Raw genomic sequence first — 19038 nt, forward strand, 5'->3', positions numbered from 1 at the left:
TGCCGGCGGGTGGCCCGGGCCCACCCGGCGGCGTCCGCGCTGGTCGTCCGCGTCACGCCGCCCGGTCGTTCAGGCGAACGCGATAGGGGTGGACTGGATGAACCAGTCGACGGACCGATCACGGCCGTCGCTGTTGACGTAGCCGATCGCCGCGTACTGGCGTCCGCCCCCGGGCATTGTGAAGGTCTCCTGGACGTCGACGCCCGTGCCCGAGACGACGCGCACGACGTGGCGACCCGGCGGGACCCGCACCGGGAACAGGACGAAGTTGTGCTGGCCCTCGACCGCGAATCCCTGATCGACGATCTCCGCGCCGTCGATGCTGATCGAGAGGACCACCGGGTCGTCCGTGAACGACTGGTTGCTCACCCAGAGGTGCAGGTCGGCCTGGTGCTCCTCGACCAGGCGGACGGCTGGCGCAGCCGAGCTCGGCACCGGCGGGTTCGACGCCGCACCTGTCGACGGTGGTGCCGACGCGGCGTTCGGCCCGGCGCAGCCCACCACGGCAAGGAGCGCTGTCACGCTGAGGGCGGCGGCACGCGGGAAGGCGTTTCTGTCCATCCCGCTGGGACGCCGAACGGCGGGTGCCGGTTCCGCCATCCCTGGCGGAACCGGACGCGTTCGTCGTCCGTCTCATCCTCGGGTGGAAGGGTGGTGAGCCGGATGCGCTCGTCGCGGACGGTACTGGCGGTGGCACTGCTCGGCATGGCGCTGGGTGGTTGCGGTGGCACGGAGATCGGGCCGGACAGGGCCGACGATGCCGCTCCGGCTCAGATCGTCGATGGGTGGACCTCGTGCGCCAAGCAGGCCCCACAGGCCGGCGAGGTGCTCTCGGCGCCGAAGGCCGAGACGTCACCACCAGCCACGAAAGAGCCGACGATCGGTCGCATCGACCCCACGTTCACCCCGGTCGCGGCCGTGATCTGCGGGCGGGAGATTCGGCCGGGACCCAACGGCGGCCAGGAGCAGATCGCCACCGAGCGACGCGCCGAGGAGATCGCACCGCTGCTCACCGCGCTGCGCCTGCCCAGCGAGCAGGCCGACGAGGAGGTCGCCTGCACCCTCGAGATGGTCGTCCCGCCGTGGCTGGCCCTGGTGGACGACCGGGGGCGCTGGCTGCGGCCCCACATCCCGACGGACTCCTGCGACAAGCCGCGCACCGAGGTGATCAACGCGTTGACCGGACCGCGGTGGACCACCGTGGACATCCGTACCATCCGGCAGATCGAATCTCCGGCGGCCGAGGCCGCCGGCTGTGCGCAGCAGTGGACGGACATGGTGTGGGTGGAGACCCGGAACGGTACCCCCGGGCCGGCCGGGCCAGGGACCGCGCCGTTCGCCGGGCCGCTACGCCTCTGCGTCTACCAGGTGCCCGCGTCGCTTCAGGAAGGCGAAAAGCCGCCGGGCGACTTCGTGTACGGCGGACCGCTGCCAGCCGAGCGTCAGGCGGGCGTACTCCGGGCGCTGTCCAACCGCCGGGCGGTGGTCGACTGCGACACCCCGGCGACCCGGTTCGCGGTGCTACGCCCGCTCGACGAGGGAGGCCCCGACCGGTACGTGGAACTCGACGGCTGCCGACGGTTCCTGATCGTGCCAGCGACGGGCGGGGCGCAACTCGGCCAGGGCGACGACGCGCTGGCCGCCCTGCTGGGTCCGGTCTGAGCCGGTTCGGCCGATCCGCGACACCCGCCCCGTCGGGCCGAGAAACCCCTGGTCGCTACTTCGACAATGCCCGCTCCAGCTCGCTCTTCGACATCGACGAGCGGCCCTTGATGCCGCGCTGCTTCGCCTCGTTGTACAACTGCTCCTTGGTACGTCCCTGGGCGCCGCTGTGGGAGCGCTTACCGCCGCGGTGCGCGGACGACACGTCGTTCCGGGAGGACCGGCTCGCCGTTCGGGACTCACCCGAGCGGGCCCGTTCCTTGTTGACAGTGCGGGCGGCGATCTCCTTCGCCCGGCCGGAGGAGGCGCCCCGCTGCTGCGCGCTCTCCTTGATGTGCTCGTACTGTCGTTCCCTCTTCGGGCTTGATCCTGCTGGCATCGGTGCCTCCCACCTCCGCTGTCGGGTGCGGTCCAGACCCGGTTGGCGTGCTTTCGCGCTGTCATCGGCACATTCCGGGCCGGGGCGTGGTGTTCACGCTGTCTGAGCACGATGCCCCGCCGTCCCGGCGGCCAAACGAGTGCGCCCGAGCCGATCCGGCTGCACCTTCGGGGAGGTTCCACTCGGCGTCGTATAGTTGTCGCCGCAGCCGACGCCTGGGGCGTCGGTCAGTCAGCGTCCAGCAGCGGGCGCCCGGGCTCGGTTGGCGAGTCCGTGCGGCGCCCCGTGCTCGCGGTGCGCCATCACCACGCGCGCTGCCGTCGCCTTCTGCAACCGGTACGCGCCCCGGGCACGAGGACCTTGAAGTCATGGCACAGCAGCCCATTGACCCCAATGCGGCGATCTTCGAACTCGGCCAGATCAAGCTCGGCGAAACCGACCTGTCTGGAGTGTTGACCCAGGTCTCCGAGTTGGCACGACGCACGATCCCCGGTGCCGAGGAGGTGTCGGTGACGTTGATGAAGCAGGAGAGTGCGCACACCGCCGCGTTCAGCGGTGAGATGGCGCTGCGACTCGACGAACTGCAGTACGAGTTTGGCCAGGGTCCATGTCTGGAGGCGGCCAGAGACTCCGCCGTCGTGTCCGTCCCGATCATGTCCGAAGAGGCCCGCTGGCCACAGTGGGCGACCCAAGCGGTGCAGGGCGGAGCTCACAGCTCATTGTCGATCGGGTTCACGATCCAGGAGTCCGTGCTCGGTGCGCTGAACATCTACGGGGTCAAACCGAGCGCCTTCGACGACGAGGCGGTCACCCTCGCACAGACATTCGCGGGGTACGCCGCCGTCGCCCTCGCCAACGCCCACCTCTACGACGCCACCGCCAGCCTGGCCGCGCAGATGCAACTGGCCATGCAGAGCCGGGCCGTCATCGAGCAGGCCAAGGGCATCATCATGGGCGAACGCCGCTGCACCCCCGACGAGGCGTTCGCCGTTCTCGCGAAGGTCTCTCAGGACTCGAACCGCAAACTTCGGGAGGTCGCCGCCGCTCTCGTGGAGAGGGCCACCCGACCGCCGAGTCTCAAGCGTGACCGCGGTGGGGCAGGCAACCTGCCGTAGGCGTTCGGCAATGGGCTGTGGTGTTGCGGTAAGTGGTGGCCCGCCGGCTGAGCTCGGCCAGGGACGGACGCCCTGACTGGCGGCCGCCCGCCCAGCCCGTTATCTTCGAGATTGGTCAAGCCATGCGCCAATCCTGTTACGGATTTCAACAGGAGGCGTGTGCTCCTATGCCTGAGCGTTCCTGGTTCTTCCAGACCCACCTCGACAGTTTCCCGACGGCGATCAGCCTCGGGCAGGTCACGCCAGCGGCGCTCGCCGGCGGTCAGCGGGACGGCATTCTTGACCCGGACTCCTCCAGGCCGTCGTTCCAGGTGACCCGCTCCACTGAGCCCACGAACCTGTCCGCGACCATCTCGGCTGAGCGGATGGTCGTCGCCCCGGTGGGGTACGTCGACATGGACACCGCGCCACGCCTGGCCACGGCCCTGATGAACGCGATCGACAGCCACCCCGAAGTCTGTTGCGACCTGACCGGCGTCGGCTTCTTCAGTGCCGCGGGCGTGCGCGTACTTCTACTGGCGCGGCAGCGGGCGGAGCGGGTCGGCTCCCGCTTCTCGGTCCGAGGCGCCGCGGGAATCACCCAGCGGGTGCTGCGGATCACCGGGGTGGAGCGCCTGCTCCTGGGCCCCGAACAAGACACCGGACGGGGAACGCGTCTCGGCTGATCCGTAGCGCGTGACCCACACCCCCGCCACGCGGTGGTGTCACCAGGTGTCGGGGCGGTCGATGTCACGGGCCGGCTGGTAACCGCCGAGGATCGCCAAGCCCTCGCCCTCGGTGTAGCCGTTCCCCCAACCCTTCAGGAACGCCTCGACGTGGCAGGACTTGACCACCATCTTCAGCACGTCACTGCCTTGCCGGTGGACCCGATAGGGGCCGGCGACAAGATCCCCGGGCCGAGCGTCATCGCCGGCCGGGGAGAATTGCGCCCGAACCGTCAGCCAACGGCCGGATGCGTCACCGACCACCAGAGACCCGTCGACGAAAGAGTCCCGCGCCGACCGGCCGAGCGTGACCGAACACTCCAGCAACCGTCCGCCGGGCGGCAGCGACTCCAGGCGGAACGGCACGACGCAGCGGTGGGCACCGTCGAACCGGACCCGGCTCGCCGTGCCGGCCGCCTTGTCCCGGGTGGTCGCGTAGATGTCCAACTGGGCCCAGAGCCCGTCGGCGGGTTGCCAGCGGACGAACCACAGCTTCCGGTCGCCGGACGGATCGAACCAGGCGACCCCCGCACGGTCGCCGACCCGTACCTCCGTCCGTGCCTGCGGTCGCCCGGCCGAGGACAACGTCTGCTGGAGCCCATTCAGCAACGCTTCGGTGCGGGCCAGCGCGAAACGGGCCTGACCGCTCGGGCCCCGGAACTCGACGCTCTCGATGCCGCGCCCGGTGCGCCACGTGGCGAAATCGGCACCGCTCAGCAGGGCGTCGGTCGTGAAGTGCACAGTCGCGGGATCGGCACCGACCTCCTCGGGGCGTACGGTCCCGTTGCTCTGTGCCTCCGGCAACATCAGCGCCGCAGCCGGCATGATCGGGTCATCAGTGCTCCGAACGCCCGGGATTGCCAGCACCACCGAGGTGAGAGCGACACACACCGCTGCCACGCCGCCGGCGATCAGCCCCCGCCGCCGCAGTCGCAACCGCCGGCCGCGATGCCGAGCCTGTTGCACGATCGGCGTCGGATCGATGTCGCCGCCCGCCCGATGCCTGAGCGTGGCGGCGAGCTGCTCATCGAGGTCACTGAACATCAGAGCTCTCCCGCCCATGCGTGGGTTGCCGCAACCTGTCGTTGACGCAGCGCCGCCAGAGCACGCTTCGCGTGGGTGCGTACCGTCCCGGCCGAACAGTCGAGGATCTCGGCTATCGACGTGTCATCAAGATCCTCGTAGTAGCGCAGAACTATCACGGTTCGCTGACGCGCCGGCAGCTCACAGACCAGCCGCCACAGCGCGTCGCGCTCGGCGACCCCGGCGGCCTCATCCACATCGCCAGCCCGATCGAGCACTGCTGCCACGGAGATCTCCCGGCTGCTGCGCCGACGCCACCACGAGTTGTGGGTGTTGACGAGCATGCGCCGGACATAGGCATCGGGACGGTCCGTCCGCGAGATGCGGCCCCACCGGGCGTACGCCCGCGCGAGGACATCCTGAACCAGGTCCTCGGCCCGGTGCTCGTCACCGGTCAGCAGCCGGGCGAGCCGCACCAGGGCCGAAGTGCGAGCGAACGCGTACTCCTCGAACGTCACGCCCTATTAACGCCGTCGGCCGGCCAACCCGTAGACACCCGCCGGGCACTTTCTGCCGAGCAGGGCCGTCGTGGCGCGCCTACTTGTCGCTGACGTAGGTGCCCCGCTGCGGCACGGTCATCACCAGTCCACGCTCTCGTAGCAGTCGCACCGCCGCGCGGACCGTGCCGCGAGCGACGCCGTACTCCTGCTGAAGCGTGGATTCACTCGGGATCGGTCGATTAGGTGGCAGCTCCCCGGTCTCAATCCGCTTGGCGATCACGTCGGCGAGCTGAACGTAGATCGGCGTTGGAGACAGGGGATCGAGCATGGACGCAACCTAGGGGACGTCCATAGACGTTCAAACCTCTGGTACGTCTATAGACGTACAGGGACGTACAGCGCTACGGTTGTCATCGAGAGGGTGACGCACCGTAGGAGGCCGGATGCGAAAGGTTGGTTTCGACGATTACCTGCTGTCGGTGGCGCTGACCCTGGCTCGGCGCCACCGCCCGGGATGGAGCTGGAAGCGTTGGCGCTACGTGTGTCGCTGCGGTGCGGATCTTCCCTGCCGGTTCCGGCACCGCATCCCGATCAACCGGCGGCACTGGCCCGGTGAAGACCAATGACGAAGCACGGACCTGTCCTGCCGCTCTGGCTGTGCGAGATATGCGATCGGCCTTGGCCCTGCACTCCACGCCGCGATGAGCTGCTGGGCGAGCACGCCGCGACGTCAATCTCGCTGGCCCTCTACATGGGCGCGTGCCTGCTGTCCGCCAGGAAAGACATGAGCTGGGCCCCGCCGGACGCCCTCCGGCGCCGCTTCCTCGGCTGGATGCCGTGAGCGCGCTCAGCTCCGGCGATGTGGTGCTGATCGAGTCGGCGTGCTCGGTGCAGTTCAGCGGCGAACGGGCGCTCCGGCTCCGGCTCACCGCAGTCGGCAGCGTCGACCCGTACGACGGCTGGGTGTGGTTGACGGGCTACGTCCTCAACGCAAAGGGGATGGCCACCGACAAGCGGGAGGTGTACGTCCAGCGCGCAGGCATCGCGATCGAGCAGAGGCAGCCCGGCCCGCCGCCGTCCGGCCGGACCGTCGCCCAGGCTCGCACGAGCCCGCCACGGCTACGAAAGTCGCCGCAGTCCGCCCTTCCATGAGGTCAGAGTTGTTGGACGATCTGGATCGGGTTGCCGTCCGGGTCGGCCGTCCAGGCGATGAGCAGGCGATCGAGCCACCGGTGCGGCGCGGCCAGGGCGGGGGCGCCGTTCGCCGTGAGTTCGGCGTACGCGGCGGCGGTGTCGTCGGTCCAGAGGATCACCGCGGCCCGCTGGCCCTGGGGTACGGGGTCGAGCCCGTGGTCGTCGCGGGTGGAGGTCACCGAGGCGACGCCGATCTTGTAGCCGTCGAGCGCGAGGTCGATGTGGATCGGCTCGCCCTCGGCCGGCACCCGGAAGGTCTCGGTGAAGCCGAGGCCGGCGTAGAACTCGGCGGCGCGGGAGACGTCCTCGCTGAAGAGGATCACCTGAGGAGTGCGGAACATCGTCACCGCCCGACGCTACGACTTTCCGCTACATGCGCCGCTGTCGGCCCCGACTAGAGACAGATCCAGCAGTAGATGCTGTCCCCGCTCGTTCGTGCTCTGCGGGCCAGCCCGACGAACTCCCGCAAGCGCGACAGCATGACCTCCGGCTGAGTGTCGCTGTAGTGGGACAGCTCCTCAATGTGTGACCATCGGTTGGCCAGGTCCGGCAAGCGGTCATCCGGAATTTCGGCAAGCGCATCCCGGGCGCCTTCGCTCAGTACGACGACCCAGGGGCCTTCGTACTCACGGTCCTCACGAACACCCTCCGGCCAGATGAGTCGTTCCCCGATCAGGTCGGCGTCCCATGGCACGTCGAGGGCGAACGAGACGACTTGGCCGAGGACGACGGGCGGATCGATCCCCTTGCCATCCACGGCGTCCTCGACCGGGGAGTCCCCCTCTCGCACCACCGGGCCGCCATCGATGGCGGCCATCAGCTCCGCGACAGCCTTGTCGTCAGAAGCACGGAAGTAGTCGTACAGAACACCCACAGCGCCTCCGATCTGCTGCCATGCCGCGACCTGTGGGGCGACCGAGAGAACATACAGCCCCGCCGCGAGGGGAACCCGGTAACCATCATGGTCCGGGGCGAGACACCCACTTCGAGGCTGACTTCGTGGTCGGCGTTGTGGGCGCCGGCCAGTCTCGGCAGCTGCCCCTTGCAGCTACCCCGTCGCCGTAGCAGGAAGCGGTTGGCACCTACAGGGCTGAGCGGCCATGCGTCCGGGCCGGCTGACGCCGCTCGCCGAGTCGAGGCACGGGCTGCCGGCTGCGCCACGACTCGGCGTCGCCTCGCAGCCGGTTCCAGTTTCGTCGCAGCCACCATGCGTACGCCAGTGCCAGCACCGTGCTACCAGCGAGGAGAAGGGTTGGGTAGAGCACGCCCGGTTCGTCGTCCGACAGGTAGGCACTTCCCACTGGGTCCACTCGGTCGTAGATCACGTCGACCTCTTCCCCGACGCTTGGTTCGTCCCACGGCGAGTGACTGATCCAGGTGATGACCTCCTCACCGCTTCGCGTGGTGAAGCTGACTGACACCCACCACTGCCGGCCGTGCACCTCGCGCACCGTGCCGACCGCCCGCTCGTCCCGTTCCACCAGGTCGTTGCGGTGGCTCAGGTTGCCGAGGCCGCAGTACACGACGACAAAGACCATCAGCCCGCCGAAGGCGACGCCAAGAGCCGGGTGCCGGAGCCAGTAGCCGGGGCGCCATCGGCTCCGGGGTTTCGGGTCAACCAGCTCAGTCGACTGCCCGGTGGTCCATGCTCCCGTCGCTCGCGAGCGCCGTCGGTACCGCTTGACCACCGCGCCTCCCGTATACGTCGCCCTCGGGATGTTCCCGCCCACGGTAGTTGGCTGCGCATAGCCCTACTGATCTCGCGTACGACGCCACCCGCGACGGTCCGAGTTCCACGGATGGCTGCACTGGCGGGGCTATCTCCGTCCTCGGAGAAAATCTATGTCCGAAGCGCTAGACATCCTTGATGGCGCCGACTAACGTTCCTGAGGTCGAAGACGGAGTAAACAAAGACGCTGACGTTGCCGCCCAGCGCGAGGGCGAAGGAGTGGGGCCAGGGAAAGTGCAAGTCCTGCTCAGCTCGGCGGCAGGCATCTGCCGTAGTTAGGTAGTACGCGTGTGACAGCGGGTGAGGCCAACGCTTGTTCAGGGCTTCACCCGAGGTAAGGAAAGTCCGTCGCACGTGTTGGGGCCATGAAGTTGCGTGGGGCTTCGACACCGACGGACAGCACGGAGTACAGCAGAGGAAATCAGAGGCAAGGGAGGGCATTACACCGTTGGATCGCCCGCTGCCAGTCGCGTTCGTGGGCTGGGCGCGGACACCGCAGTTTCCCTCGAACGAGAGGTGGTCTCCGGTCACGCTTATGCGATCCTCGCACCCGAAGCCGTCCCTGACGGTCGGTGCGGACAAGACAAGCCGACGTTCTGTCGGTAGATGGTGTTCCTGACCCACAACCCTTGGGCCCCGGTGCTTCCGAGCACCGGGGCCCTCGTGATGGAGGTTCCATGGCTCAACCAGACGACATGCTCGACGATGAGGACTACCCCGCCTACACGATGGGCCGCGCCGCCGAGATCCTCGGCTGCTCGCAGGATTTTCTACGCCGACTCGGCGATGCGAAATTGATCGACCCGCAGCGCTCCAGCGGAGGGCACCGCCGCTACTCCCGCTACCAGCTGCGCCTTGCCGCGCGAGCTCGGGAGATGTGTGACCAGGGCACCGACATCGCCTCGGCCTGCCGGATCATCATTCTTGAGGACCAACTCGAAGAGGCCCTTCGGCGCAATGAGCGCCACCAGCAGGGCTGAGCACACCTCCGCGCGGGTCTGCCCGCAACGTGAAGCCGAGCGCCATACGGTCCCTCCCGTCAGGGCAGGGGCCGTCGGTCGTCTGCGGAAAAGGGTTTCGGTCGTGTGGATCGGCGGGCCTGCCGGCAGCGCTCGATTGTGGTCCCTGCCCGAGCTGCTCGGGATGGGCCGACTATCCGACGCCTCTGGCAAACAGCGCCACCACAGTCGGATTGTCCGTGCTGAGGCCGATCTGCTGCGCCCAACGCCCGAGGCCGACCAGTCCGATCTCGTGGGCCTCTTGTTCGGTGACGGCCGCGACGACCGCGCTGAGGGTGGTAGCACGATCGCCAAGTATCGACACGGCGATCGGGTTCACACGTGAGTCATCCGTGGTGCCGTCGCCCTCACACCAAGCAGGCGACACGCCGACATACTCCACCGTCATGACCCACGTCGGGGTGGCAGCTGACTCCATGGATGTCCCTTCCACTCTGGCCCAGCAGGAATCTGTGTCGCGGATGTGCGTCTGGTCAGAACTGGGGCTGAACCGGTGCGAGCTGCATGTCGGACCACGTGCGTCGCTACCGCTCCCCGTCCCGGCACCTGCAGCGACAGATACCGCCGGGGTAAGCGTCCACTCGCCCATCGAGCCGCTGGACCTGGAGGTGGTCGTCTTCGTGCCAGATCGTCTCGCCAGGATGCACGAGGACCGGTCGGTTCAGTACGAAGTGGTGCCAGCGATCGATCAGTGTGAGGCGGTCGGCCTGCTCGCGCAACGCTGCCCCTCCTCCTAGCCGTGCTCGTGCTCAACATCATCGGCCAGCCGATAGGCGAGCCGCAACGGGTGACCTGGCTGGGCAGCGCCCCGGGTCGTTCATGCCTGACGCTAGGTTCTGGTCCTCAGACCAGAGCGGGTGATGACGTGGGCGACGTGCAGGCTACCTATCGTGCGATGCTGCGCGACGATATTGCTCCTGCTCTACGCGTCCTCGGCCTCAACGGATCGGGCTCCCGGTACAGCCTGCCGGACCCGGAGTCCTGGGCGTTGCTGGGGTTCCAGTCCTCGCGGTTCAACACGAGCGAGGCCCTGACGTTCACCGTCAACCTCTGCGCCATGTCACGGCTCGTCTGGGAGTCGCTCAGGCGTGAGCAGAGCCACCTACCGGAGAAGCCTTCGCCGGGCACCTTCTACGGTCGTTTCGTCTGGTCCTGCCGCCGGGGCCATCTGATGCCTGAGAACAGGGACGTCTGGTGGGATCTGGACGAGGATGCAGATGCCAAGGCTGTTGCGAGCGAGGTCGTCGCCGCTATCAGCGCGTACGGCCTTCCTGCTCTCCGCGAACGGCTTTGATCTAACAGTCTTCGCCATGGCCGGCCGGCCCGGCCGATGCCGGCCGGGGCCGGGCGTGCCAAGCCGCTGACCTGCGGCGGTGGGGGTGCGCCCGGCAGGATTCGACTGCGGCCTTGGGATTAGAAGAAGATCGCGGATGGCTGGTCAGGTGATGGCACTGCTGTTCAGCCGTCCGTCGTTGTCGGGCAGCGTCGGCGTAAGCGGGCGGGCTTGGCTGTACGGATGGCTGTACGACGGGCCGGCGCTGACCATCTGATCCGTAGCCTCGGCGAGGCCGTCCGGGACGGTCCGTCCGCAGCTTCCGTCGCTGGCCCCTACGCCAGTGTCCGCGCTTGTGCACCACGGTCCGGTGCCGTTGCTGTCAATCGTTGCTGTCATCATCGGGAGCCGTGAACGTTCACATTCTCGACGTGGTCGAGGCTGCATTGCCAAAGGTGACCTTTGCCTGTGCTGCTGGCGTCGCTACCGGCGTCTGGCGAGACGCCGACCTACCTGTAGCCGGCCAGGACTTCAACGTCGAGCTGGACATCCCCGATGCGCTGCACTGGGGCGAATCCGCGGCGTGCGCTACTGAGGCGACCGATTTCGCTGGTGTCCTCGATGATGCCGTGCTCATGCGCGGACGAATCGAACAGCCGGCGGAAGGGGGCGAGGTCGCAACGATGAGAGTCAGCGGCGGCCTGGTCCTGGTGGAGATCGTCGGATTGCCGCCCGATGTCGCGGGATGTTGGGTTGAGCTTCGCGGCGTGAAGTTGGAGCTGTATCCGACCCGCACCTGATCCCTGGCGCTCTCCGGGCGCGTCCTGGGGTGATGGCAGGGGCGACGCCCTCGGCAAACGGCCTCAGAGCCATCTCCGCCGTGAGTCCCACACACCGTGGAGCTGGCCCCTGGTCTGCTCGGCTCTGCCTGGGACTCATGGTGGAGATGGCAACCCGCGCAACTACCAACTACCGCACCGTCCGGACGGGCTTCCCCCATGCGGCTGCACGACCTGCGGCACGCCTGCGCGACGTTCCTGCTCGTCTCCGGTGCCTCGCCCCGGACCGTGATGAAGGTGCTCGGGCACAGCCAGATCGGGCTCACGATGAACACCTACGCCCACGTCCTGCCGGAGATCGAGCGGGCCGCCGTGGACGAGGCCGCGAAGCACCTCTTCGGGTGACTTGGCTGTACGAATGGCTGTATGGGGGTCGTGATGATCGACCGGACCGGGCAAGGCAAACCGCTGACCTGCGGTGCGGTGGGTGCGCCCGGCAGGATTCGAACCTGCGGCCTTGGGATTAGAAGTCCCCTGCTCTATCCGCTGAGCTACGGGCGCGTGTGGCGTGGATGTCGCGCCCAGAGGGTACCGCCGTCCCACTGCCCGACGGCGAAAAGGGTGCCCGCGTACACGTTGCCGAGCAGGGTCTCACGTTCGCCTCGTGGCGGGCATCCGGGTTACCGCGGACCGGCCTGGCCGTGGACCGTACCTTTGGCTGGTGTTGCTGGATTCCGATGCCGAGAGCGACGTCGCCTACGAGCTGTGCCAGGTCGTCGGTCGCGCCATCCTGCCGTACCGGTCCTCGGGCGACTTCGGTACCGCGTTCTTCTTCCAAGGCGGCGACGACCCGGTGGGGGAGTCGTTGTTGACGGCGGCCGACCTGGTGGTCGGTTCGGGGGGTGAGCTGGGCCTGCGGTCGAGTGTCACCGAGCCGGCGGGGGTGGCCCCGGCCGTCATTGCCGAGGCCGAGATCGTGCCCGGCTGGGCCCGCTTCCCGGGCGACGGGGTAGCGGTGTTGCCGACCGCTGGCCTGCACCGGTATGCCGGCGACGGCGGCTGGCGGTGGCGCGTCCAGCCGGTGCCGGCGGAGGTCGCCGCCGGGCCCGAGGTGGTCGCCCGCCTCGGCGCCGACGCCAGTTCCGCTTTCGTGCTGGCCCTTGGGGTACGCGAGGACGGGTCGCGGCCGCTGGAGGTCGCGATCGAGCGGGTGGTCCGCGACGGGGACGCCGTGGTGGTCACCACGGAGCTGCCGCCGGGGTACGTCGGCGCGCCGGTCTTCATCGTTCAGGCAGCCGCCACCGGTGCGATCTCCCCGTACTGCCTGGGCCTGGTCCTGCCCGGCGTCGGCGAGCACCCGGTGGCGACCTTCGACCGGATCCGTGCCGTCCTGCCGGCGACGCCCGGCGACGTCTGAGCCCTGCTGTCCGGCCTGGTCAGTGGCCGGGCGTCGCCCCTGCCGCGTCGGCCGTCTGCGCGGTGGTCGGCGCGGCGTCAGCTAGGCCCGCGTCGGTCAGTGCGGCATCCACTGGGGGCGCGTCTGAGCGTGCGGCGTCGGTCGGTGTGGCATCGGCCGGGGCGGTGGGGCCGGCGGCGAGGAACGCCTCGGCCCAGCGGCCGACCTCGTCGAAGACCTTCTTCCGTACGGCGGGGCCGGAGAGGGTGAGGTCGTGCATTCCGCCGTCGAAGCGGGCCAGTGTGACGTGGCGGCCGAGGCGGGGCGCGTAGCGGACCATGTGCTCCACGTCCAGCACGGCGTCGGCCAGTGTCGCGTTGTCGTGCCACTTGGTGCCCCGGAAGGAGCGGGTCGAGCAGGCCAGCAGCACCGGCACCTGGATGTCCAGGCCGGCGCGGAGCCGGCGTTGCCCGGTGCGGATCGCGTTCAGCCAGCCGGCCCGGACCGGGAACCCGGCCAGCGGCTTCCACGCCAGGTCGTAGGTCCACTCGCCGCGGTGGTCGGAGTGGATGCTCTCGCCGTACACAGTGCCCAGCCCGAACGGGAGGATGCGGTGCGGCGCCCTGCGGCCCAGCCGGGACGCGGCGGCCGCGAGGGGTCGGCGGACCGCCCAGGGGGCGTTCAGGTCGAAGAAGGGGCTGTTGAGCACCAGGCCGTCGACGGTGCCGGTGTCGCGGCGGGCGTCCGCCCAGAGCGAGATGATCAGGCCGCCGGTGGAGTGGCCCATCGTCAGCAGGGTCTCGTGCCCGTCGTCCTTGCGGATGATCTCGGCGGCGGCGTCCAGCTCGGGGAAGTAGTCGCTGATGTCGTGGCAGAAGTTCGGGGTCTGGCCCGGGAGCAGACTGCGACCGTATTTGCGCAGGTCGAGTGCGTAGAAGTCCCAACCTCGCTCGGCGAAGAAGTCGGCCAGGTGGGTCTGGAAGAAGTAGTCGACGAAGCCGTGCACGTAGAGCACGGCCCGCCCGGTCGGGCGCTCGGCCCGCCGCCGGACCAGAGTCGCGACAACGCGGCCTTCGTCGTCGGTGCCCAGGTCGATCGTCTGCCGCTCGTACGGCGGCCCCAACACGTCCGGTTCCACGAACGCGACGCTACGCCGCCGCCCTACCGAGCGGTAGCCCAAGCCTCGCTGGTTCAGTTGACGCCACTCGCCCCGCGATCTTGCACTTTCTGTCCCGACAAAAAGGGGCGATAGCCGCTGTTCGGGAGCCGAAAGTGCAAGATCGCGGGGGTGGGGCGTGGGTCAGGCCGTTTCCGCGTCGGCGCGGAGGGCCGGGTCCTCGGACTCGTCGGCCTCGGTCTGCGGCTGGGGGAGGTCGCGCAGGTGCTTGTTGTGCCGGGGCTCCTGGCGGGTCTTGGCGTCGTTGAGCCGGCGCCGCAGGTCGTCACGGACGTCGTTGAGGGCGGCGTGCAGGTCCTCCTCGGCGGAGGTGGTGACGATCTTCTGCCGGCCGGCGATCCAGCACTCCAGGGTGACCTTCTGCCCACGCGCCTCCCGGTCCTTCACCGACACCTCCAGCTCGGTGGCGTCGGCGTGGAAGCTGGCCAGCCGGGCGTCGAGGGTGCCGAACTGCTCGGCGATCCAGTTGCGGTCGCCCTGCGAGAACCCGGCACCCACCCGCAGGCACTCGGCCACGGTCGCCGGGTTGGCCACGGCGCTCATCGCTGCGCCTCGGAAGCGTTCGCGGAGCCGATGGTAGTGATCATCATGGCGCTGACCTCTCGTCGACGTGGAGCTGTCGGTGGTGCGTTGATCAAGTCCTTACCCAGTTCGGGCGGCCCGGGAAACCGTGGACGGCGGGTCGGCCGGGTCGGGCGTACCACATCCGGGCGTGATCAGGGCGTTGTCCACAGGTGGGTCCGTCATCCACAGGCGGGGAATGGGCGCTCGCAACGGGTGCCCTCAGTGTCGATGCTCGGTGTCGAGTCGACTCGCGCTGGCAGGCCCCGATCCCCCTGGAGGGACGATGTTCGACACTTACGTGACAATCGTCGGCAATGTGCTGACTACGCCCGAGTGGCGGCGTACGACCCAGAGCAACACCCTGGTGGCCAACTTCAAGGTCGCCTCCACCGCCCGCCGACTCGACCGGGACAGCGGCCGGTGGGTCGACGGCAATTCGCTCCGCGTCCGCGTCAACTGCTGGCGCAAGCTCGCCGAGGGGGTCGCGGCCTCCGTCATGGTCGGCGATCCGGTGGTGGTCTGCGGGCGGCTCTACACCCGCGACTGGACCGACGACGCCGGCAACCACCGCACGCTCTACGAGTTGGAGGCGGTCGCCGTCGGCCACGACCTGTCCCGGGGCCGGGCCCGGTTCCTGCGCAACCGGCCGAGCATGACGACAAGCACCGTGGAGGACACGGAGGCCGAGAGCCGGGTGCACGGCGAGCCCACCGAGCCGGTGCCGGCCGGGCAGGCACCCGTGCTGCCCGACGACCGTCCGCTGGACGACGACTTCGAGCTGCCCGACTACGCGGAGCTGGTAACCAGCCCGTTCGCCACCGTCGGAGAGGACGACGACAGCACCCCGAGTGGCGGACAGGTCGGGCAGGGCAACCTCCCGTCGGGCCTCGACGACGAGTTGGCATCTCCGCCCGAGGCGGACGACGACCACGCCGACGGTGAGCTGGACATCGAGTTGGGGCCGGTGCCCGACGAGGGGCAACCGGAGCCGGCGCAGCCCGGTCGAGGGCGGCGTGGTCGGGGCCGGATCCCGCAGCCAGCCTGACTGGTCGGCTCGGCCGTCGCGGGTTGGGCGGCGGCCGAGCTGGCTGAGGTTCGGCCACATGGCACCACGCGGCACCACACGGCGCGGTGCGGCACAGCATGGTGCGGAGCGGTGCGGCACATGCGGCACGACGGGGGCGGGGTGGCGGCGTGATCAGCGCTGTCACCCCGCGTGACGGGCGTCAGCGGGGCTGGCCTGCCTCTTCGCTCCAGGGGTTCTCGTCGCCGGTGCGGGACCGTGGGTCGGGTTGGTTCACGGGGTGCTCGTCTAGGCTGGCCGGCCGGAGGTGGTGCGGGTGCGACGGACAGCGCCGATGGCGAACGCGGTGGGGCTGCTCGCCGGGTTCGCGCTGGACAGGGTGCTCGGCGACCCCAGCCGGTGGCACCCGGTGGCCGGCTTCGGGCAGGCCGCGGGCGCGCTGGAGCGCCGCCTCTACCGCCCGGACCGAACGGCGGGTACGGCGTTCACCGCCCTGGCCGTCGGCGGGCCGGTGTTGCTCGGTGCGGTCGCCGCAGCCGCCACCCGGCACCGGCCGGTGACCCGGGCGGTGCTCGTCGCGGCCGGCACGTGGACCGTGCTGGGCGGCCGCACGCTACGACACGAGGCGACAGTGATGGGTCGGACGCTGCGCGACGGTGACCTGCCCGCCGCCCGGCGACGCCTCGGTCACCTCTGCGGACGGGACCCGTCGACGCTGGGCGAGTCGGAACTGGCCCGTGCCACAGTCGAGTCGGTCGCGGAGAACACCTCCGACGCTGTGGTCGCTCCGCTGCTCTGGGGTGCGGTCGCCGGGCTGCCAGGGCTGCTTGGCTACCGTGCGGCGAACACCCTCGACGCGATGGTCGGCCACCGGTCGACGCGCTACGCGCGGTTCGGCACCCCTGCCGCTCGGCTGGACGACGCGCTCAACCTCGTGCCGTCCCGACTGACCGGGCTGCTCACCATCGCCGTCGCGCCGGTCGCGCACGGGGACCGCCAGCGCGCCTTGCAGGTGTGGCGGCGGGACCGCAACGACCACCCGAGCCCCAACGCCGGGCAGTGCGAGGCGGCGATGGCTGGTGCGCTCGGGGTCCGCCTCGGTGGCCGCAACGTCTATTTCGGGCGCTCCGAGGTGCGGCCGTTCCTCGGTGACGGTCCCCGCCCCGAGGCGCGGCACCTGAAGCGGGCCGCCCGGATCTCCGGCGCGGTGGGGTTGGCCGCCGTCGGGCTGGCCGCCGCGTACCCGGTGACCCTCGGCCGGCTGGTAGGCGCCGTGAGCAGGCGTGCACTGATCGGCGCCGTGGGCCGGCGAGGGCTGGTCGCTGCGGCCGGAGGGCGCGGGCTGGCCGGCCTCGCCCGGGGCGTTGGGGCGTGGCGGGGGAGCGGGCGGTGAGCGGCGGGCTGCTGGTGGCCGGCACGACGTCCGACGCCGGCAAGAGCGTGCTCACCGCCGGCATCTGCCGCTGGCTGCACCGGCAGGGCGTGAAGGTGGCGCCGTACAAGGCGCAGAACATGTCGAACAACTCGGCGGTGGTCGTCGGGCCGGACGGCCGCGGCGGCGAGATCGGGCGCGCCCAGGCCATGCAGGCCGCGGCGTGCGGGCTGGCACCCGACCTGCGGTTCAATCCGGTGCTGCTCAAGCCGGGCAGCGACCTGGCCAGTCAGGTGGTGCTGCTGGGTGAGGCGGTCGACACGATCACCGCAGGCACCTTCCGGCAGCTACGTCCCCGGCTCGCCGAGACCGCGTACGCCGCCCTGGCGGAGCTGCGCGAGACGTACGACGTGGTGATCTGCGAGGGCGCCGGCAGCCCCGCGGAGATCAACCTCCGGGCCGGTGACTACGTCAACATGGGGCTGGCCCGGCACGCCAACCTGCCCGCCATCGTCGTCGGCGACATCGACCGGGGTGGTGTCTTCGCCTCGATGTTCGGCACTGTGGCCCTGCTCGACCCGGCCGACCAGGCCCTGATCGCCGGCTTCGTGATCAACAAGTTCCGGGGCGACCTCGGGCTGCTCCAGCCGGGTCTGGACATGCTGCGTCAGGTCACCGGCCGCCCCACGTACGGGGTGCTGCCCTGGGCACTCGACCTGTGGCTCGACGCGGAGGACTCACTCGCCTACGGCCGGGTGCTCGGCCGGCCCGCCGCCCCGCACGGCAGCGAATGGCTGGACGTGGCCGTCGTCCGCCTGCCCCGGATCAGCAACGCCACCGACGTGGAGGCGCTCGCCACCGAGCCGGGCGTCCGGGTACGCCTCACCATCGAACCGGCCGAGCTCGCCGCCGCCGACCTGGTCGTCCTGCCCGGCTCCAAGTCCACCGTCGCCGACCTCGCGTGGCTACGCGAAACCGGGCTCGCCGACGCCGTGGCCACCCATGCGGCGGCCGGCAAGCCCCTGCTCGGCCTCTGCGGCGGTTTCCAGATGCTCGGCCGCGCCATCCACGACCCGGTGGAGAGCCGGCAGGGCAGCGTGCCGGGGCTCGGCCTGCTGCCCATCGACATCACCTTCGACCCGCGCAAGACCGTCCGGCAGTCGGCGGGCACCGGCCAGGGTGGCCTCCCGGTGCGTGGCTACGAGATCCACCACGGGTACGTCTCACAGGCCGACCCCGACCTGACCCCGCTGCTGACCGGCGACGACGGTGTCGGAGAGGGCGCCGTGCTCGGCGCGGTGCACGGCACACACTGGCACGGGGCGTTCGAGTCCGACGGGTTCCGCCGGTGGTTCCTCACCGAGGCGGCTCGCCTGGCCGGGCGCAGCGGCTTCCGGGTCGCACCGGCCACCAGCTTCGCCACCGCCCGGGAACGCTCACTCGACCTGCTCGGTGACCTGGTCGAGGAACACCTGGACACCGATGCCCTCTGGCGGCTCATCGAAGCCGGCCCGCCCGCCGGCCTCCCCTTCATCCCACCCGGCGCCCCGTCCTGACCGCCGCACCGTCCCCTGAGGAGGGTGCAGGCGGCACGGCGCACGGCAAGGCCGGGGGATATCAGGGGCGGACGTCGGCGGGGCGGTCGGTGGTGGGCAGGCCGGCGGCGAGCCAGGCGTCCACGCCGCCGATCATGTCGGTGGCCCGGCGCAACCCGAGGGTCTGCAGGCTGGCGGCGGCCAGGCTGGAGCTGTAGCCCTGCCGGCACACCAGCACGATCTCCCGGTCGTACCCGGTGGCCTCGGGGATCCGCCAGGCGCTGGCCGGATCGAGGCGCCACTCCAGTACGGTCCGGTCGATGACGACCGCGCCCGGCAGGTCGCCCTGTTCGCGGCGCTGAAGTTCGCTACGGGTGTCGACCAGCAACGCACCGCCGCGGACCGCCTCGACGGTCTGCTGCGGAGTCAGTCGGTTCAGCCCGGCGCGGGCCTGTTCGAGTAGGGCGTCTATACCGGGGCTCATTACGTCTCGGAGCACCACCCGATCATGCCGATTCGGTGGCACCCCGGGCGGCGAACGGGCTGCCCGTCACCCGTCGCCGCACCAATTCCCCCGGACGTGACGGTGGCGG

General features: G+C 70.0%; 24 protein-coding genes and 1 tRNA gene. 12 read left to right on the top strand and 13 right to left on the bottom strand.

What is annotated here, in order from left to right:
- Positions 1-69: 69 nt before the first annotated feature.
- On the bottom strand, positions 70-561 hold the full coding sequence (locus OH804_RS34325; RefSeq protein WP_406061814.1) for a hypothetical protein: 492 nt from the start codon (positions 559-561) through the stop codon (positions 70-72).
- Positions 562-663: 102 nt separating this feature from the next.
- On the opposite strand from OH804_RS34325, the gene OH804_RS34330 reads away from it, so the two are divergent.
- Complete coding sequence (locus OH804_RS34330; protein WP_406061816.1) at positions 664-1662, top strand: hypothetical protein; 999 nt, start codon at positions 664-666, stop codon at positions 1660-1662.
- A gap of 55 nt (positions 1663-1717) precedes the next feature.
- On the opposite strand, the gene OH804_RS34335 is transcribed toward OH804_RS34330, so the two are convergent.
- Positions 1718-2041: a plasmid stabilization protein gene (locus OH804_RS34335; protein ID WP_196919397.1), complete on the bottom strand. Its 324-nt coding sequence runs from the start codon at positions 2039-2041 to the stop codon at positions 1718-1720.
- Between the two features lie 368 nt (positions 2042-2409).
- Between OH804_RS34335 and OH804_RS34340 the strand changes: the two genes are divergently transcribed.
- Entirely contained in the window at positions 2410-3156 is a 747-nt protein-coding gene (locus OH804_RS34340) for a GAF and ANTAR domain-containing protein (protein ID WP_196919396.1), read from the top strand.
- Between the two features lie 167 nt (positions 3157-3323).
- Positions 3324-3821, top strand: a complete 498-nt coding sequence (locus OH804_RS34345) for an STAS domain-containing protein (protein WP_406061818.1) — start codon at positions 3324-3326, stop codon at positions 3819-3821.
- Positions 3822-3860: 39 nt separating this feature from the next.
- On the opposite strand, the gene OH804_RS34350 is transcribed toward OH804_RS34345, so the two are convergent.
- The 3 genes from OH804_RS34350 to OH804_RS34360 all read right to left on the bottom strand — a co-directional run bounded on the left by OH804_RS34350 (position 3861) and on the right by OH804_RS34360 (position 5711).
- Positions 3861-4904, bottom strand: coding sequence for a hypothetical protein (locus OH804_RS34350; protein WP_406061820.1), 1044 nt, complete (start codon positions 4902-4904; stop codon positions 3861-3863).
- Positions 4904-5401 (bottom strand): SigE family RNA polymerase sigma factor, encoded by a 498-nt coding sequence (locus OH804_RS34355; protein ID WP_196919393.1) that lies wholly within the window; start codon positions 5399-5401, stop codon positions 4904-4906. The genes OH804_RS34350 and OH804_RS34355 overlap by 1 nt, the downstream gene beginning before the upstream one ends.
- Positions 5402-5480: 79 nt before the next feature.
- Positions 5481-5711 (bottom strand): winged helix-turn-helix domain-containing protein, encoded by a 231-nt coding sequence (locus OH804_RS34360; protein WP_196919392.1) that lies wholly within the window; start codon positions 5709-5711, stop codon positions 5481-5483.
- 509 nt (positions 5712-6220) lie between these two features.
- On the opposite strand from OH804_RS34360, the gene OH804_RS34365 reads away from it, so the two are divergent.
- Positions 6221-6535, top strand: coding sequence for a hypothetical protein (locus tag OH804_RS34365; protein ID WP_406061822.1), 315 nt, complete (start codon positions 6221-6223; stop codon positions 6533-6535).
- 2 nt (positions 6536-6537) lie between these two features.
- On the opposite strand, the gene OH804_RS34370 is transcribed toward OH804_RS34365, so the two are convergent.
- From OH804_RS34370 to OH804_RS34380, 3 genes are all read right to left on the bottom strand, one after another.
- Entirely contained in the window at positions 6538-6918 is a 381-nt protein-coding gene (locus tag OH804_RS34370; RefSeq protein WP_231392934.1) for a glyoxalase/bleomycin resistance/extradiol dioxygenase family protein, read from the bottom strand.
- A gap of 53 nt (positions 6919-6971) precedes the next feature.
- Entirely contained in the window at positions 6972-7451 is a 480-nt protein-coding gene (locus OH804_RS34375) for a hypothetical protein (RefSeq protein WP_196919389.1), read from the bottom strand.
- A 208-nt stretch (positions 7452-7659) separates the two neighbouring features.
- Complete coding sequence (locus OH804_RS34380) at positions 7660-8115, bottom strand: DUF3592 domain-containing protein (protein ID WP_406061824.1); 456 nt, start codon at positions 8113-8115, stop codon at positions 7660-7662.
- A gap of 868 nt (positions 8116-8983) precedes the next feature.
- On the opposite strand from OH804_RS34380, the gene OH804_RS34385 reads away from it, so the two are divergent.
- A complete protein-coding gene (locus tag OH804_RS34385) occupies positions 8984-9286 on the top strand; it encodes a MerR family transcriptional regulator (protein WP_196919387.1) in 303 nt (100 codons plus the stop codon).
- Between the two features lie 172 nt (positions 9287-9458).
- Here OH804_RS34385 and OH804_RS34390 read toward each other — a convergent pair whose 3' ends face one another.
- Positions 9459-9713 (bottom strand): hypothetical protein, encoded by a 255-nt coding sequence (locus OH804_RS34390; RefSeq protein ID WP_406061827.1) that lies wholly within the window; start codon positions 9711-9713, stop codon positions 9459-9461.
- A gap of 477 nt (positions 9714-10190) precedes the next feature.
- On the opposite strand from OH804_RS34390, the gene OH804_RS34395 reads away from it, so the two are divergent.
- The 3 genes from OH804_RS34395 (at position 10191) to OH804_RS34405 (ending at position 11782) form a co-directional block, all read left to right on the top strand.
- A complete protein-coding gene (locus tag OH804_RS34395; RefSeq protein ID WP_196919385.1) occupies positions 10191-10619 on the top strand; it encodes a DUF4304 domain-containing protein in 429 nt (142 codons plus the stop codon).
- 389 nt (positions 10620-11008) lie between these two features.
- Positions 11009-11398, top strand: a complete 390-nt coding sequence (locus OH804_RS34400; protein WP_406061829.1) for a hypothetical protein — start codon at positions 11009-11011, stop codon at positions 11396-11398.
- Positions 11399-11494: 96 nt separating this feature from the next.
- Positions 11495-11782 carry a tyrosine-type recombinase/integrase gene (locus OH804_RS34405; protein WP_406061831.1) on the top strand — a complete coding sequence of 96 codons (288 nt, stop codon included), beginning with the start codon at positions 11495-11497 and terminating at the stop codon, positions 11780-11782.
- Positions 11783-11865: 83 nt separating this feature from the next.
- On the opposite strand, the gene OH804_RS34410 is transcribed toward OH804_RS34405, so the two are convergent.
- Positions 11866-11938: transfer RNA gene (locus OH804_RS34410), tRNA-Arg, on the bottom strand.
- A 160-nt stretch (positions 11939-12098) separates the two neighbouring features.
- On the opposite strand from OH804_RS34410, the gene OH804_RS34415 reads away from it, so the two are divergent.
- Entirely contained in the window at positions 12099-12794 is a 696-nt protein-coding gene (locus OH804_RS34415) for a hypothetical protein (protein ID WP_196919379.1), read from the top strand.
- A gap of 19 nt (positions 12795-12813) precedes the next feature.
- On the opposite strand, the gene OH804_RS34420 is transcribed toward OH804_RS34415, so the two are convergent.
- Positions 12814-13911: an alpha/beta hydrolase gene (locus tag OH804_RS34420; RefSeq protein ID WP_406061834.1), complete on the bottom strand. Its 1098-nt coding sequence runs from the start codon at positions 13909-13911 to the stop codon at positions 12814-12816.
- A gap of 162 nt (positions 13912-14073) precedes the next feature.
- Positions 14074-14493 (bottom strand): HPF/RaiA family ribosome-associated protein, encoded by a 420-nt coding sequence (locus tag OH804_RS34425; protein ID WP_196919377.1) that lies wholly within the window; start codon positions 14491-14493, stop codon positions 14074-14076.
- Between the two features lie 304 nt (positions 14494-14797).
- On the opposite strand from OH804_RS34425, the gene OH804_RS34430 reads away from it, so the two are divergent.
- From OH804_RS34430 to OH804_RS34440, 3 genes are all read left to right on the top strand, one after another.
- Complete coding sequence (locus OH804_RS34430) at positions 14798-15559, top strand: single-stranded DNA-binding protein (RefSeq protein ID WP_196919376.1); 762 nt, start codon at positions 14798-14800, stop codon at positions 15557-15559.
- A gap of 313 nt (positions 15560-15872) precedes the next feature.
- On the top strand, positions 15873-16931 hold the full coding sequence (locus tag OH804_RS34435) for a cobalamin biosynthesis protein (RefSeq protein WP_406066778.1): 1059 nt from the start codon (positions 15873-15875) through the stop codon (positions 16929-16931).
- On the top strand, positions 16928-18466 hold the full coding sequence (locus OH804_RS34440; RefSeq protein WP_406061837.1) for a cobyric acid synthase: 1539 nt from the start codon (positions 16928-16930) through the stop codon (positions 18464-18466). The genes OH804_RS34435 and OH804_RS34440 overlap by 4 nt, the downstream gene beginning before the upstream one ends.
- A gap of 61 nt (positions 18467-18527) precedes the next feature.
- Here the strand turns inward: OH804_RS34440 and OH804_RS34445 are convergent, their stop codons facing one another.
- Positions 18528-18929 (bottom strand): rhodanese-like domain-containing protein, encoded by a 402-nt coding sequence (locus tag OH804_RS34445; RefSeq protein WP_196924605.1) that lies wholly within the window; start codon positions 18927-18929, stop codon positions 18528-18530.
- Positions 18930-19038: the final 109 nt, after the last annotated feature.

This window comes from Micromonospora sp. NBC_00860, assembly GCF_045207375.1.
Lineage (GTDB): Bacteria > Actinomycetota > Actinomycetes > Mycobacteriales > Micromonosporaceae > Micromonospora > Micromonospora vinacea.